This window comes from Natronomonas sp. EA1, from assembly GCF_051195035.1.
Lineage (GTDB): Archaea > Halobacteriota > Halobacteria > Halobacteriales > Haloarculaceae > JBNTJV01.
Genome location: NZ_JBNTJV010000003.1, coordinates 324,483 through 336,969 on the forward strand (window position 1 = coordinate 324,483; position 12,487 = coordinate 336,969).

At 67.7% G+C, this 12,487-nt stretch carries 13 protein-coding genes; 10 read left to right on the forward strand and 3 right to left on the reverse strand.

Annotated features, from left to right (window positions below; translation table 11 throughout):
- Positions 1 to 2 precede the first annotated feature (2 nt).
- Positions 3 to 713, forward strand: a complete 711-nt coding sequence (locus ACQUQR_RS11255; protein ID WP_435196573.1) for a hypothetical protein — start codon at positions 3 to 5, stop codon at positions 711 to 713.
- Positions 710 to 1,342 carry a MinD/ParA family ATP-binding protein gene (locus tag ACQUQR_RS11260; protein WP_435196574.1) on the forward strand — a complete coding sequence of 211 codons (633 nt, stop codon included), beginning with the start codon at positions 710 to 712 and terminating at the stop codon, positions 1,340 to 1,342. The genes ACQUQR_RS11255 and ACQUQR_RS11260 overlap by 4 nt, the downstream gene beginning before the upstream one ends.
- Here the strand turns inward: ACQUQR_RS11260 and ACQUQR_RS11265 are convergent.
- The gene (locus tag ACQUQR_RS11265; RefSeq protein ID WP_435196575.1) at positions 1,337 to 2,194 is read right to left on the reverse strand and encodes a transcription initiation factor IIB; all 858 of its coding nucleotides are present in this window, start codon (positions 2,192 to 2,194) and stop codon (positions 1,337 to 1,339) included. The genes ACQUQR_RS11260 and ACQUQR_RS11265 overlap by 6 nt on opposite strands.
- A 145-nt stretch (positions 2,195 to 2,339) precedes the next feature.
- Between ACQUQR_RS11265 and ACQUQR_RS11270 the strand changes: the two genes are divergently transcribed.
- Positions 2,340 to 2,828 (forward strand): hypothetical protein, encoded by a 489-nt coding sequence (locus ACQUQR_RS11270; RefSeq protein ID WP_435196576.1) that lies wholly within the window; start codon positions 2,340 to 2,342, stop codon positions 2,826 to 2,828.
- Here ACQUQR_RS11270 and ACQUQR_RS11275 read toward each other — a convergent pair.
- Positions 2,823 to 3,494 carry a ParA family protein gene (locus ACQUQR_RS11275; RefSeq protein ID WP_435196577.1) on the reverse strand — a complete coding sequence of 224 codons (672 nt, stop codon included), beginning with the start codon at positions 3,492 to 3,494 and terminating at the stop codon, positions 2,823 to 2,825. The genes ACQUQR_RS11270 and ACQUQR_RS11275 overlap by 6 nt on opposite strands.
- 171 nt (positions 3,495 to 3,665) lie before the next feature.
- On the opposite strand from ACQUQR_RS11275, the gene ACQUQR_RS11280 reads away from it, so the two are divergent.
- Positions 3,666 to 4,943, forward strand: a complete 1,278-nt coding sequence (locus tag ACQUQR_RS11280) for a cyclase family protein (protein WP_435196578.1) — start codon at positions 3,666 to 3,668, stop codon at positions 4,941 to 4,943.
- Here ACQUQR_RS11280 and ACQUQR_RS11285 read toward each other — a convergent pair whose 3' ends face one another.
- Positions 4,944 to 5,369, reverse strand: coding sequence for an HIT family protein (locus ACQUQR_RS11285; protein WP_435196579.1), 426 nt, complete (start codon positions 5,367 to 5,369; stop codon positions 4,944 to 4,946).
- A 162-nt stretch (positions 5,370 to 5,531) separates the two neighbouring features.
- Between ACQUQR_RS11285 and ACQUQR_RS11290 the strand changes: the two genes are divergently transcribed.
- The 6 genes from ACQUQR_RS11290 to ACQUQR_RS11315 are packed head-to-tail and all read left to right on the forward strand — an operon-like array spanning position 5,532 to position 12,480.
- Positions 5,532 to 6,767, forward strand: coding sequence for an ABC transporter substrate-binding protein (locus tag ACQUQR_RS11290; RefSeq protein ID WP_435196580.1), 1,236 nt, complete (start codon positions 5,532 to 5,534; stop codon positions 6,765 to 6,767).
- Between the two features lie 2 nt (positions 6,768 to 6,769).
- Positions 6,770 to 7,606, forward strand: a complete 837-nt coding sequence (locus ACQUQR_RS11295) for an ABC transporter ATP-binding protein (protein WP_435196581.1) — start codon at positions 6,770 to 6,772, stop codon at positions 7,604 to 7,606.
- Complete coding sequence (locus tag ACQUQR_RS11300; RefSeq protein ID WP_435196582.1) at positions 7,603 to 8,433, forward strand: ABC transporter ATP-binding protein; 831 nt, start codon at positions 7,603 to 7,605, stop codon at positions 8,431 to 8,433. The genes ACQUQR_RS11295 and ACQUQR_RS11300 overlap by 4 nt, the downstream gene beginning before the upstream one ends.
- Position 8,434: 1 nt before the next feature.
- Positions 8,435 to 10,489 (forward strand): AMP-binding protein, encoded by a 2,055-nt coding sequence (locus tag ACQUQR_RS11305; protein WP_435196583.1) that lies wholly within the window; start codon positions 8,435 to 8,437, stop codon positions 10,487 to 10,489.
- A complete protein-coding gene (locus tag ACQUQR_RS11310; RefSeq protein WP_435196584.1) occupies positions 10,489 to 11,421 on the forward strand; it encodes a branched-chain amino acid ABC transporter permease in 933 nt (310 codons plus the stop codon). The genes ACQUQR_RS11305 and ACQUQR_RS11310 overlap by 1 nt, the downstream gene beginning before the upstream one ends.
- Before the next feature lie 27 nt (positions 11,422 to 11,448).
- Positions 11,449 to 12,480 carry a branched-chain amino acid ABC transporter permease gene (locus ACQUQR_RS11315; protein ID WP_435196585.1) on the forward strand — a complete coding sequence of 344 codons (1,032 nt, stop codon included), beginning with the start codon at positions 11,449 to 11,451 and terminating at the stop codon, positions 12,478 to 12,480.
- Positions 12,481 to 12,487: the final 7 nt, after the last annotated feature.

Sequence of the window (12,487 nt, forward strand, 5' to 3'; positions counted from 1 at the left end):
CCATGCCCGACCTCACCACCGAGACGCGACGTATCGACGGCGTCACCTACGTGGAGTGCCGGCTCCGCGCGAGCGAGCCCCACCGTATCGTCCTCGAGAACCGGCTCGACGGGACCGTGCTCCCACCCCGTTCGAGAGGCGTCCCCGAGCGCGGCTGGGACGAGACGGGGTTCGCGGGCCACGTCGAGGCCGGCGTGACGGGACTGGGGTACGCGACGCGTGCTTCACCGAGGGAGGAACCCGTGGAACTCGTGTCGGCAGAGCCGGCCTCAGAGCAGAAGCAGGAGATCGAACGGAGCCCCGAGGGGGTCGTCCGGGCGCTGGGTGACCCCCGGCCACCGCGGGACGCGGTGCCGGTGGCTGGCACGCCGAGCGACGGTGGGGAACCGACGACCACCCCAGCGGAGGATGAGCCACCGACGACCACGCCAGCGGAGGATGAGCCACCGACCCGGGGCGTCACGGACGTCGAATCGTGGCTCTCGGCGCTCGAGACACGTGGCGAGCAGGTCGAGGCGCTGGCCGCCGTCGAGACGCTGCCGGAGGCGACCGATGCCGTCCGGGAGGCGGGAGGGCTGGCCGGGGTCGAACGGCTGGTCGAGCAGGCCGAGCGGGACCGCGAGAAGGTTGCTGCGCTCCGCGACCGGCTGGCAGCCGTCGAGACGAAACTGGGGCGGGAGGTCCCCATCGAGACCCTCCGACGGCTGGCGTGATCGCGGCCGTCGTCGGGGGGAAAGGCGGCGTGGGCAAGAGCACCGTCGCGCTGAACGTCGCCGCGGAGCTCGGTGGGGTGGTCGTCGACGCGGACCTGGGGATGGCCGACCTGCCCGAATCCCGGGGGCCGGACCTCCACGACGTGCTCGCGGGGCGCGCGTGTGCGGTCGAGGCCGTCGACGAGTCCGGTGCAGTCGACATCCTCCCGTGCGGGCGGGCGCTCGCGGGCGCCCGGGCGGCCGACCCCCGGCGGCTGGTCGGGGCGCTGGCGGCGGTCGAACGCGAGTACGGCGACGTGCTCGTGGACTGCGCGGCGGGGCTGAGCGCCGACGTGGGGCTCCCGCTCTTCGCGGCCGACCGGTGTCTCGTCGTCACCCGCCCCACGCGGGTCGCGGGGGCGGACGCCCTGCGCGCACGGGCACTCGCCAGGGAGCTCGACTGTGGGCTCGCCGCGGTGGCCGTGAACCGCGCGAACGGGGTCGGAAACGCCGAATGGGCCTTCGGCGCACCCGCGGTGGCGATTCCCGAGTCCGAGCGGGTGCGGGAGGCGACGAGCCACGGGCTCCCCGTTCGGGAGCTCGATGGAGAAGAGAGCGAACCGTTCGCGCGACTCGCGGCGCGACTATAGCTTCTTGAACGTCGACCGCAGCGTCACGGGCGTCACGTCGGCCACGTCGGCTGCTTCCTGCTGGGTGAGCGGGTAGTCCTCGCGGCGCGCCGCGGCGTAGAGACACGCGGCCGCGACGCCACAAGGGTTCTTCCCGACGACGAGCCCGTCGTCGTGCGCCTGCTCCGCGAGCGCCTTCGCACGGCGCTCCACCGCACGCGGGCAGTCGAGTTTCGAGGCGAACCGGGGGAGGTACTCCCGCGGGTCGATGGGACCCGTCGGGAGCCCGAGCTCCTGGTTCAGCGCGTCGTAGGCGGCTTTCAGCTCGGCCTCGTCGCTGCGGGCCACCTCGATGACCTCGCCCAGCGTGCGCGACACCTCCGCCGTCCGGCAGACCGCGTAGACGACGGCGGCGGCGAACCCCTCCAGCGACCGGCCGCGGACGAGATCTTCCTTCTGGGCCGACTCGAACAGCACGCACGCGCGGTCGCGGACGAAGTCGGGGAGGTCGAGCCGTCCCTGCAGCCGGCGAACCTCGGTGAAGGCGTACACCTGGTTGCGCTCGCGCTTCGAGCCGATCTTCGAGCGGTTGTGCTGGCGGCGCATCCGGGCGACGCGGCGGCGCTTGCGGCCCTTCAGCCGCGAGGAGTAGCCGATCTCAGTGGAGAGCCCACGGTCGTGCCGCGAGCGGGAGAGGGGCGCACCCGTCCGCTTGGGGTTGGTGTCGTCGTCCGCGAACGACCGCCACTCCGGGCCGCGGTCGATGGCGTCCTCGGCGACGACGAGGCCACACTGGCTGCACACGGTTTCGGTCTGCTGGGTCCGCAGACGGCCGTCACATTCGGGGCAATCGCGAGCTGCGTTCGCGCTCATAGCTGAACGTTGTCGCGGAACCCTCCTTAAAGAGCCGACGCAACAGGTGAAACGAAGCCGATTTCGGCCGCCACACGTACCGGTGACCGGTACGTGACGCTCGCGCCCCCAAACATTTTTTACAGAGGCCGGAGCGAGAAAACACGTGACGCTCGACGACATCGCCGCCGGGCTGGAGGTGACGACGCGCCAGCGTGACCGCGGGGTCGCGGCCGTGGACGATACGGACGCCCCGCTCGCGACCCGGCTGGCCGACCACGAACTCCCCTGCTCGCCGGAGGCCGCCGCGGCGCTCGTGGAGGCCTACGCCGACGGGCGCTCTGTCGGTGACGCCGCGCGCGTGGGCGGGGTCGCCCCCGCGACGGCCGCGAAGACCCTCCACCTGCTGGGCGAGTCCGTGAACCCCCTCTCACCCACCGCTCGGGCGATCGTTCGCGACTGGCTCGACGCCGACCTCTCCAGAGCCGACGCGCTCGCGCTGACGGGCGCGAACGAACGGGAGTTCGCCCTCGCGGTGTTCTGTGAGACCCACGACCCGATTCCCGGGGCCTGCGACGCGGTGGAGGGAGCGCTGACGGTGCGCCCGGTGGACCCCCTCGCCGACGCGCGAAGCGACCTCGGGGAGCTCTTATAAAATCGAGAAGCCGTCCGACGACTCGACCGTGAACTCGGTGCCGAACAGCTCGTTCGTCAGTTTCCGGAGGGCCGTCGCGAACGCTCCCGTCTCGGCGGGCACCTCGCTCGGCGCCTCGGGGAGCGTAACGTCGGCTGGCCCTTCGTCAGTGCGCGTGAGCACCGTGTGGGCCGCGTAGGCCTCGATGTCCGCGAGTCGGTCGCGGGTCCGGGCGAGCGCCTCGGGAGCGCGGGCCGGAGCCACGATGGCCCGGGCCGCCACCGCATCGAGCGCGCCGAACGCGGGGTTGCTGGCGACCGGCGGAACGTCGACGAGCACGAAGTCGTACGCGTCGGCCGCACCCTCGATGATCCGGCCGTAGCGTTCGCCCGCCTCGGGCGTCTTCGCGCGGGCGAGCCGTTCGACGGGCGCCCGGGCCGCACAGACGTCCACACCCTCGAACGCCACGAGCGCCTCCTCCAGCGACGCCTCCCCGAGCGCGACCTGCGTGGCATCCGGGTCGAGCCGGTCGGGGAGATACCGCGCCATCCCCTGCGTGTCGAAGGCCGCGTCGACGACGCAGACATCCCCGACCTCCGAGAGCAGGCTGGCGGTTTCGAGGGTGAGTCGCGTGGTGCCCGCGCCGCCGGTCGCGCCGACGAACGCGAGCGTCCGGTGTGTGCTCATACCCGAGGCTGGTTCCCAGTCCATTAAAAACATCACGTTGTGAGTCGAAATTTGTCGTTTCCAGGATCGAGAGAATTCCTCTCTGCTGGATCGAGAGGTAATTTTATTTCGCTGACAGTCAAAATAGCGGTGTGTGCTGTCACATCACACGGCAGTCCACGACCGACGACCATGACTCACGAACACGACCACGACTGTGGCTGTGGCATCGACGACGGACGACGGCGGTTTCTGGGCGGGTGTGGCGCGGCCATCGCCTTCGCCGCAGCGGGGACGACTGTCGGGTCGGTCGCCGCCGAGACCTCCGGCGACATCGAAACCCTGTTCGCCGACTTGCCGACGAACTGGGACCGGTGGGGCGACGACGACGAGCTCGGTGCGTTGAACCTCCTCGGGAGCGAGGAGATGTTCGCCGGGATGCGCGCTGCTACCAAGCGTGGGGCGAAACGCATCGAACGGTTCTCGCTGCAGCTCTCGATGACCGGCGAGGTGATCAACCCCGACCCCGACCAGCCCGAGGTCGTCTTCCCGAACGGGGCGGTGGACTGGCCGAGCACGGACACCGGCGACCCGGCGTTCCCACCCCGGACGCCGGCTCGGCGGACGAACACGACACCCACGGGGGGCTCTCCGCTCGCCGGAGGGATGGCCTTCGTCGACGACAAGTTCGTCACGAGCGCCTTCCTGCAGGGGACGACACATCTCGATGCGCTGGGCCACGCGTGGTACGGTGACGAGATCTACAACGGGTATCCCGCTTCCTCGACCGAGGAGACCAAGACGTTCGAGACGACGCTCCTCGGCACGGACGGCCGCGACGCCCTCCCCGACAACGGCGACCCCGAGGAGCTCGTCCCCGTCTCCGAGACGCAGGGGCTCGGAAAGGCCGCGGTGTCCGCCCCCGCCGAGTCCGGCCTCTTCGGCCGCGCCGTGCTGCTGGACGTCGGTCGACACCTCGACGTCGCCGACGAGAACGACCGCCTCCCGCTCGGGTACGGCATCACCATCGACGACCTCCAGGCGACCGCCGAGGCGCAGGGGACCGACATTCGAGAACGTGATCTGCTCGTGATTCGAACGGGTGCGGTCGAACGCACCCGCGACCCCGGTGCGGAGTGGGCTCCCCTGAACGAACCGGGAATCGTCTTCAGCGAGGAGCTGGTCGAGTGGGTCGCCGAGTTGGATATCCCCTACATCGGTGCGGACAACCTCGCGGTCGAGAAGGTCGTGCAGGTCATCGACGGCGACACCTACGTCATCCCGTTACACGGCGCGTTCCTGCGGAACCTCGGTGTCTACCTCAACGAGATCCTCTGGCTGGAGGACCTCGCGGCGGCCTGCGCCGAGGACGGGATCTACGAGTTCCTGTTGACGGGCGCACCGCTCAACGTCGAGCGCGCGTCGGGCGCTCCCATCAACCCCGTCGCGGTGAAGGCGACCGAGCGATAGCTACTGCGCCTCGCGGATGGCCGCGGCGACCTCGTCGAACTCCTCGTCGGAGAGCTCCGGGTAGGTCTGGACGATGGAGTGGACCGCCCCGCCGCCGTCACCCTCGAACCGGGGGATGATGTGCCCGTGGGTGTGCATGACCTCCTGACCGGCCGCCTCCCCGTCGTTCATGCCGATGTTGACACCGTCGGCGTCGACCGCGGCCTCCACCGCCGGGGCGAGCTTGCCGAGCGTCGTGAACACGGCCGCCCGCTGGTCCTCGGGGAGCTCCTCGATCCGCTGGGCGTGGTCCTTCGGGATGACGAGCGTGTGCCCCCGCGACATCGGGTTCACGTCGAGGAACGCGAACACGTCGTCGTCCTCGTAGACGGTTCGGGAGGGGATCTCCCCCGCGATGATCTGACAGAAGATACAGTCGTCGGACATACGCGGGGGGTCGATGGCCAGGAGGTTAAGGGTTACCGCGAGGGGTGGGCTCCCGGGCGTCGGCCGGGGTATGCGGCGACAAGGGCGTGAAAGCAAGGAGGGTTCCGGGGCAGAGCGGGGAAATAGATAAATGCAGTGACGGTAATTTTGGCCCGTAGCAAAATGAACCACGACAACAAACCACACACGCGACGGGCGTTTCTCCAGGGGACAGCAGGGCTGGCCGCGACGGCCACGCTCGCGGGCTGTCTGGGCGGGGGTGGCGGGGGCGGGGGCTCGAACTCCATCCGCGTGCCGGGCCTGTACGACATCTCCGGGGGCACGTCCGACGTCGGCCGGCCCACCGCGGTCGGGTCCCGTGACGCCATCACGTGGCTGAACGAGAACGACGAGCTCGAGCAGACCATCAACCATCCGAACAACGACTACGCCTACGACGTGGCGCAGGCGTCCCAGTACTACGACCAGTACACCTCCGACAGCATCCCGCCCGCGATGATCGGCTGGGGGACGGCCGACACGGAGGCGCTCTCCGCGAAGGTCGCACAGGACGAGATCGTCTACGTGTCGGCGTCGTACAGTGACAAACTCCTCTCGGAGGAGTCGCCGTACAACTTCTTCGGCAACCTCGACTACACCAGCCAGGCTCGCGCCCACCTGAAGTGGATTGCGGACAACGACGGCGAGGCCACCGTTGCGTTCATCTACTCGAACAACGCCTTCGGGAAGTCACCCGTCGAAGGGGGCCGTGCCTACGCCGAGGAACTCGGCCTGAACCTGGCCGACGACATCAACCTCCCGCTGGACGCGAACTCCGCGCAGACCCAGCTGAAGAAGGCGAAGGACGCCGACGTGGACTATCTCATCCACCAGAACACCGCCGCGCCGATGCAGGTGCTGATGAACGACCGGCAGTCGGTCTACCCCGAGGTGACCGTCTGTGGGCTCACCTACACCGTCGACGAACTGCGCGTCCAGCAGTCCCCCGAGACGTTCGAGGGGGCACGCTACGTGAACGCGTTCAAGACGTTCGGCGACGCGCTCGAATCGGGGAAGGGCGCGACCGTCATCAACGAGTCGTTCGAGCGCGAGGGCCGCTCGAAGGAGAACTACGAGGTGGCGAACCTCAACTACGTCCGTGGGGTCATCCACGCCCTGCTCGTCATGAAGGGGATCAAGGGCGCGGTCGAAGCCGGCACCGACCCGACCAAGGGCCAGAACGTCCGACAGGGGATGTTCGCCATCGACGACTGGGACGTGTGGGGGCTCGCCGAGCCCTTCACCTACGCCGAGGACGACCGGCGACCGACCATGACGGGCCGGCTCTACGAGGTCACCGACGGCTCGCTCTCGTTCGACACGACCGTCGACCTCCCGCGCCGCGACGACTGGATCTAGCGATGACGGTCTCGGAATCCGAGACGGCCGCCCGCGAGGGTGAACCCCCCGTCGTCGAGCTCGACAACGTCGAGATCGTCTACGACCGGCACTTCCTCGCCGTCCAGGGCTTCTCGATGGAGGCCCACGAGGGGGATATCGTCGCGCTGCTCGGCCCGAACGGGGCCGGGAAGTCCACGGTCCTGAAGATGATCTCGGGCATCGGCCGCACGGAGCGGGGCGAGGTCTCACGTGGCCACATCCGCTATGACGGCGAGGACACCACCAACTTCGGCGCGAACGAGATGGTGGACCGAGGGGTGACCCACATCCTCGAAGGCCGCCGGGTGTTCGAGGACCTCACCGTCGAGGAGAACCTCCGGTGTGGTCTCTACCGGGGCGGCGACCGCTTCCGCTTCGACGAGGACGACTACGAGATCGCGTTCGAGTACTTCCCGCAGTTGGAGGAGATCATGAACCTCAAGGCGGGGTACGCGAGCGGCGGCCAACAGCAGATGCTCGTCATCGCGCGGGCGCTCATCCACCGGCCGCGACTCCTGTTGCTCGACGAGCCGTCGCTGGGACTGGCACCGATGCTGGTGCAGGACATCTTCGAGACGCTCGTCGAGATCAACGAGCAAGAGGATATCACCATGCTCATCGCGGACCAGAACGCCAAACGCACCCTCGACATCGCGGACTACGGCTACGTCATGGAGAACGGGCAGGTGGAGCTGCACGACCCCGCGGACGTGCTCAAAGAGCGCGAGGAGATCAAGGAGTTCTACCTCGGCACCTCGCGCGAGGAGGGTCGCTACACGGACATCAGACACTACAAGATACGCAAACGGTGGACATGAGCACACAGAAACGACAGGAACCGGACCCCTCGCTCAGAGGGGGGCCGCACGTCGACCCCGAGGAGGCCATCCTCGGCTGTCGGGGCGTCTCGAAGACCTTCGGGGCCGTCACGGCCGTCGACGACGTGACGCTCGGCATCGAGAAGGGGGAGTGGATCTCCATCGTCGGCCCGAACGGGGCCGGCAAGACCACGCTCCTCAACATGATGAACGGCTTCTACACGCCTGACGCTGGCGGACAGATATTCTTCAAGGGCGAGGACGTGACGGGGCTCCCCGAACACAAGCGCGCGCGGCGGGGGCTCGGGCGCACCTTCCAGGGGCTCGAACTGTTCGAGTCCGAGGACGTCATCGAGAACATCATGACCGTCCGCGCGGTCCACGAGCGCCCCAATCTCCTGGAGGCGCTGCTGTTCTACGGCTCCGGGCGGAAGACGGAGGCCCGGAACATGCGCCGGGTCGAGGAGATCATCGACTACCTCGAGCTGTGGGAGTACCGCCACGCGAAGATCTCGGCGCTCCCCCTCGGCATCCGTCGGCGGGTCGACCTCGCACGCTCGCTCGCGCTCGAACCGGACGTGCTCCTCTTAGACGAGGCGATGTCCGGGCTCACCTTCGACGAGAAGTACGACATGGTCCGGTTTCTGACGGACCTCCACGAGCAGGAGAACCTGACGCTCGTGATGATCGAACACGACCTCGAGGTGGTGACGGACGTCTCCGACCGGATGATCGTCCTCCAGGAGGGCGGGCTGCTCGCGCGGGGGCCGCCCGAGCAGGTGGCCGCCGACCCGGAGGTCATCAGCGTCTACACGGGGGTGGACTGAGATGGCGATGGAGGACCCGGACGTACTGGAGGTCGAACGCGTCGTCAGCGCCCCCGAGGGCGACATCGACATCGTGGAGAAGGCGCTCCCGAGCATCCTCACGGAGCACGTCGCCGAACACGGCGACGACACCGCCCTGCGCTGGAAACGCTACGGCGTCTGGCAGGAGTTCACGTGGACGGAGTACTACGAGCGCGTCGAGGCGTTCGCGCTCGGCTTAGAGGAGTACGGCTTCGGCGACGGTGACGTGCTGTTCACCATCGGCTACAACCGCCCCCACCAGCTGTGGGCGTGGATGGCCGCCCAGTCGCTGGGCGGGATGGCCGCGCCGAACTACGAGGACATGCTCCCCGACGACATCCGCGACCAGCTCCAGCTCATGGAGCCGCACGTCGTCTACGCGGAGGACCAGGAGATGGTCGACAAGCTCCTGCTCATCGCCGACGACGTACCCTCGCTGGAGACCATCGTCTACCGCGACCCCAAGGGGATGTTCCGGTACGACGACCACGAGGACCCGGAAATCGTCGATTACGCGGACGTGGAGGCCCGCGGCCGCGAGCGCCGGGAGGAGCTCGGCGAGGCGTATCTCCAGGAGAAGATCGAGGCCATCGACCCGAACAGCCCCGCGATGCTCCCCCCGACCTCGGGGACGACCGGGATGCCCAAACGGGTGAAGCTGAGCCACTTCAACTTCGTCAACCTCGCCAACGCGGCCATCGAGATCGACCCGCTCCCGAAGGAGTCGGACTACTTCTCGTACCTGCCGATGGCGTGGGTCGGCGAGCAGATGATACTCATCGCCGCGGCGTTCGTCGGCGGCTGGACCGCGAACTTCCCGGAACAGCCCGCGACGGAGCAGGAGGACCTCCGGGAGATCGGCCCGGAGATAATCTTCTCCTCACCCCGAACCTACGAGGCGTGGGTCGCCGACATCAAGGCGAAGATCGAGAACACGACGCGCCTGAAGAAGTTCGTCTACGAGAAAGCCATGCAGGTCGGCCACGAGTACGCCGACTACGTCTCCGGCGACAACGCCGACGAGGAGATGCCCACGAGCCTGAAGGCGAAACACTGGCTCTACTACTGGATTGCCTACCGGCCCATCCTCGACAAGGTCGGGCTGAAGCGAGCCAAGAACGTCTACACCGGCGGTGGCCCGCTGGGAGAGGAACACTTCTCCTTCTACCACGCGCTCGGCGTCCCCCTCAAGCAGATCTGGGGGCAGTCGGAGGTGTGTGGCTTCGTCACGATGCACCGCGACGACGACATCCAGGTCGACACCGTCGGACAGGTGTTCCCGAACGTCGAGGTCGGCATCACGCCGAAAGGCGAGCTCGTCGTCCGCGGGCCCGTCGTCACCTCGGGCTACTACAACATGCCCGAGAAGACCGAGGAGGCCCTCGTGGACGTCCCCGCGAGCGAAGCGAGCGGGGAGTCGGGAGAGCTTGACTCTCCCGGAAGGTGGCTCCACACCGACGACTTCGGGGCCATCACGGAGGACGGCCACATCAAGATCTTCGACCGGATGGACGACGTGCTCGAACTCACGGACGGCACCGCGATTGCCCCCGTGAGCGTGGAGGCGAAACTGAAGTTCAACCCCTACGTGAAGGAGGCGCTCGTCGTCGGCGACGGGCGCGAGTCGCTCGCGGCCGTGCTCAACATCCGCTACGACAACGTCGCGGAGTGGGCCGACCAGCGCGACATCCAGTACGCGGGCTACCGGGATTTGACGCAGAAACCGCCCGTGCTGGAACTCCTTCGGGAGGTCGTCGCGGAGACCAACGCGGACCTCGACGACCCCATCGAGCGGTTCCTCATCCTGTTCAAGGAGTTCGACGCGGACGACGGGGAGATGACGAGGACTGGAAAGATCCGGCGTGAGGTCGTCACGAACCGGTACCAACAGCTCATCGACGGCATCTACGCCGGCGAGAGCGAAATCGAGATGGACGTTACGATCACCTATCAGGACGGGCGAGAATCGACCGAATACGGCCGGATGGCGGTCGTGGACGTGGCAGAGCCGCTGGAGCCGGAGGTGGAACAGTAATGGTGGACATCGCCACGCTGTTCGACATCACCGTCTCCGGCGTCGGGCTGGGCGCGCTGTACGCCCTCGTCGCGATGGGCTTCTCGCTCATCTACAAGGTGACGGGCGTGCTCAACTTCGCGCAGGGCCAGCTCGCGCTCGTGGGCGCGTACGGGGTCGTCATCTTCTCGGCCCCGACGGTCATCGGCCTCGGCCTGCCCGCGTGGGTGGCCGTCCTGTTGACCATCGTGCTCGGGGTCGTGCTCGGATACCTCTTGGAGCGAGTCGTCCTGCGGCAGTTCATCGGGGAGCCGATTCTCTCGGTCATCATCGTCACCCTCGCGTTGGGTGGCATCTTCTCCGGGCTGTTGCGCTTCCTCGCGGGCCCGAACTTCATCGGCTATCCCGCGGCGCTTCGCCCGGATTGGTCGGTGTCGCTCCCGCTCGGCGCGGAGATGAGCGCCGCGTTCGCGCTCGGCGTCCTGCTCTCGCTCGTCGTCGTCGTCGCGCTGATGGTGTTCTTCCGGTACACCGTGTCCGGGAGCATCCTCCGCGCCTCGGCGTCCGACCAGCAGGCCGCGATGGTGCTCGGCGTGAGCATCGAACGGACCATCGTCGTCGCGTGGACCATCTCCATCGCCATCACGGCCGTCGGCGGGATGCTGCTCGCCATGGCCGCCGGTGGCGCGGGGTTCACCATCGAGACGGTCGGCATCATCATCTTCGCCGCGGTCGTCTTCGGCGGCCTGGACAGCGTGCCGGGGGCGTTCATCGGCTCCATCGTCGTCGGGCTCTTACAGGAGCTCGGCACGTTCTATCTGGAAGGTGGCGAGTCGGGGCTCGTGAACTTCGGGCCCGGCTTCGGGGAGATCCTCCCGCTCATCTTCCTGTTGTTCGTCATCGTCGTCGCACCGTACGGCCTGTTCGGCACGGAACGAATCGAGAGATTATGAATCACGAAAGCAATCCCGAGGTGAACCATGCCCTGCGGTGAGTACTTCACCTCCTACGAGTCCAGAATGGGGCTGTTCCGCTGGCGCATCCAGCGGATCGCCCTCGTCGCAGCACTGCCCATCCCGTTTCTCCTGCCGTTCGTGCTGGGGGGCGGGACGACATCACTCCTGACACAGATGTACATCATCGCCGTCGCGGTGCTGGGCCTGAACGTCATCCTCGGCTACGCCGGGGAGATCGTCCTCGCGCAGGGGGCGTTCATGGCCATCGGCGCGTACACCACGAGCCGGATGCTCACGACGGGCGCGGGGCTCGTCCCCTCGCTCATCGTCGCGGGCCTGATGGCCTCGCTCGTCGCCGTGCTGTTCGGGCTCCCCTCGTTCCGCGTGAAGGGCTTCTACGTCGCCATCTCGACGCTCGCACTCCAGTTCATCTCGGAGTGGTTCTTTACGAACGACCGCGCCGAGTTCATCCACGGCGGCACCCAGCAGACGCTTCCCACCGAGATCGGGCTCGTGGGCGACATCGCCCCCGTCGGCGGTGGACAGAGCGTCTACTTCCTCGCGCTCGTCGCGATGCTGGTGTTCGTGATGCTCTCGCTCAACCTCTCGCGGTCGGGCATCGGTCGGACGTTCCGTGCGGTCCATGAGAACGACCTCGCCGCGGCCGTGCTCGGCATCAACGTCTTCAAGAACAAGCTGTTCGCGTTCGCCATCGGCGGCTTCATGATCGGCGTTTCGGGTGGGCTGTTCGGGTTCGAAATCGGCTTTATCAGCCCCGACTTCTTCACCCTGAGTCTCACCCTCGAACACTACGTCATGCTGCTGTTCGGTGGCCTCGGGCGCGTCTGGGGCGCCCTGCTCGGTGTGGGGGTGGTGGACCTGCTCAACGACTTCCTCCGGGATGTCTTCTCCGCGGTCGCGAGCGACGCAACCGCGCTCATCCCCGTCGTCTTCGGCGTCATCATCATCGTGGTGCTGGCCGTCGAGCCGAAGGGGGTGCTCGCCGCGCTCGGACAGGTGAAGGAGTACCTGCGAAAGTGGCCGTACGCCTATTAGCCCGGCC

Coding starts and splice junctions, on each gene's coding strand:
- ACQUQR_RS11265 (WP_435196575.1), bottom strand. CDS start 2,194: ATGAGCGCGAACGCAGCTCGCGATTGCCCCGAATGTGACGGCCGTCTG.
- ACQUQR_RS11280 (WP_435196578.1), top strand. CDS start 3,666: ATGACTCACGAACACGACCACGACTGTGGCTGTGGCATCGACGACGGA.
- ACQUQR_RS11295 (WP_435196581.1), top strand. CDS start 6,770: ATGACGGTCTCGGAATCCGAGACGGCCGCCCGCGAGGGTGAACCCCCC.
- ACQUQR_RS11300 (WP_435196582.1), top strand. CDS start 7,603: ATGAGCACACAGAAACGACAGGAACCGGACCCCTCGCTCAGAGGGGGG.
- ACQUQR_RS11285 (WP_435196579.1), bottom strand. CDS start 5,369: ATGTCCGACGACTGTATCTTCTGTCAGATCATCGCGGGGGAGATCCCC.
- ACQUQR_RS11315 (WP_435196585.1), top strand. CDS start 11,449: ATGCCCTGCGGTGAGTACTTCACCTCCTACGAGTCCAGAATGGGGCTG.
- ACQUQR_RS11275 (WP_435196577.1), bottom strand. CDS start 3,494: ATGAGCACACACCGGACGCTCGCGTTCGTCGGCGCGACCGGCGGCGCG.
- ACQUQR_RS11255 (WP_435196573.1), top strand. CDS start 3: ATGCCCGACCTCACCACCGAGACGCGACGTATCGACGGCGTCACCTAC.
- ACQUQR_RS11310 (WP_435196584.1), top strand. CDS start 10,489: ATGGTGGACATCGCCACGCTGTTCGACATCACCGTCTCCGGCGTCGGG.
- ACQUQR_RS11290 (WP_435196580.1), top strand. CDS start 5,532: ATGAACCACGACAACAAACCACACACGCGACGGGCGTTTCTCCAGGGG.
- ACQUQR_RS11305 (WP_435196583.1), top strand. CDS start 8,435: ATGGCGATGGAGGACCCGGACGTACTGGAGGTCGAACGCGTCGTCAGC.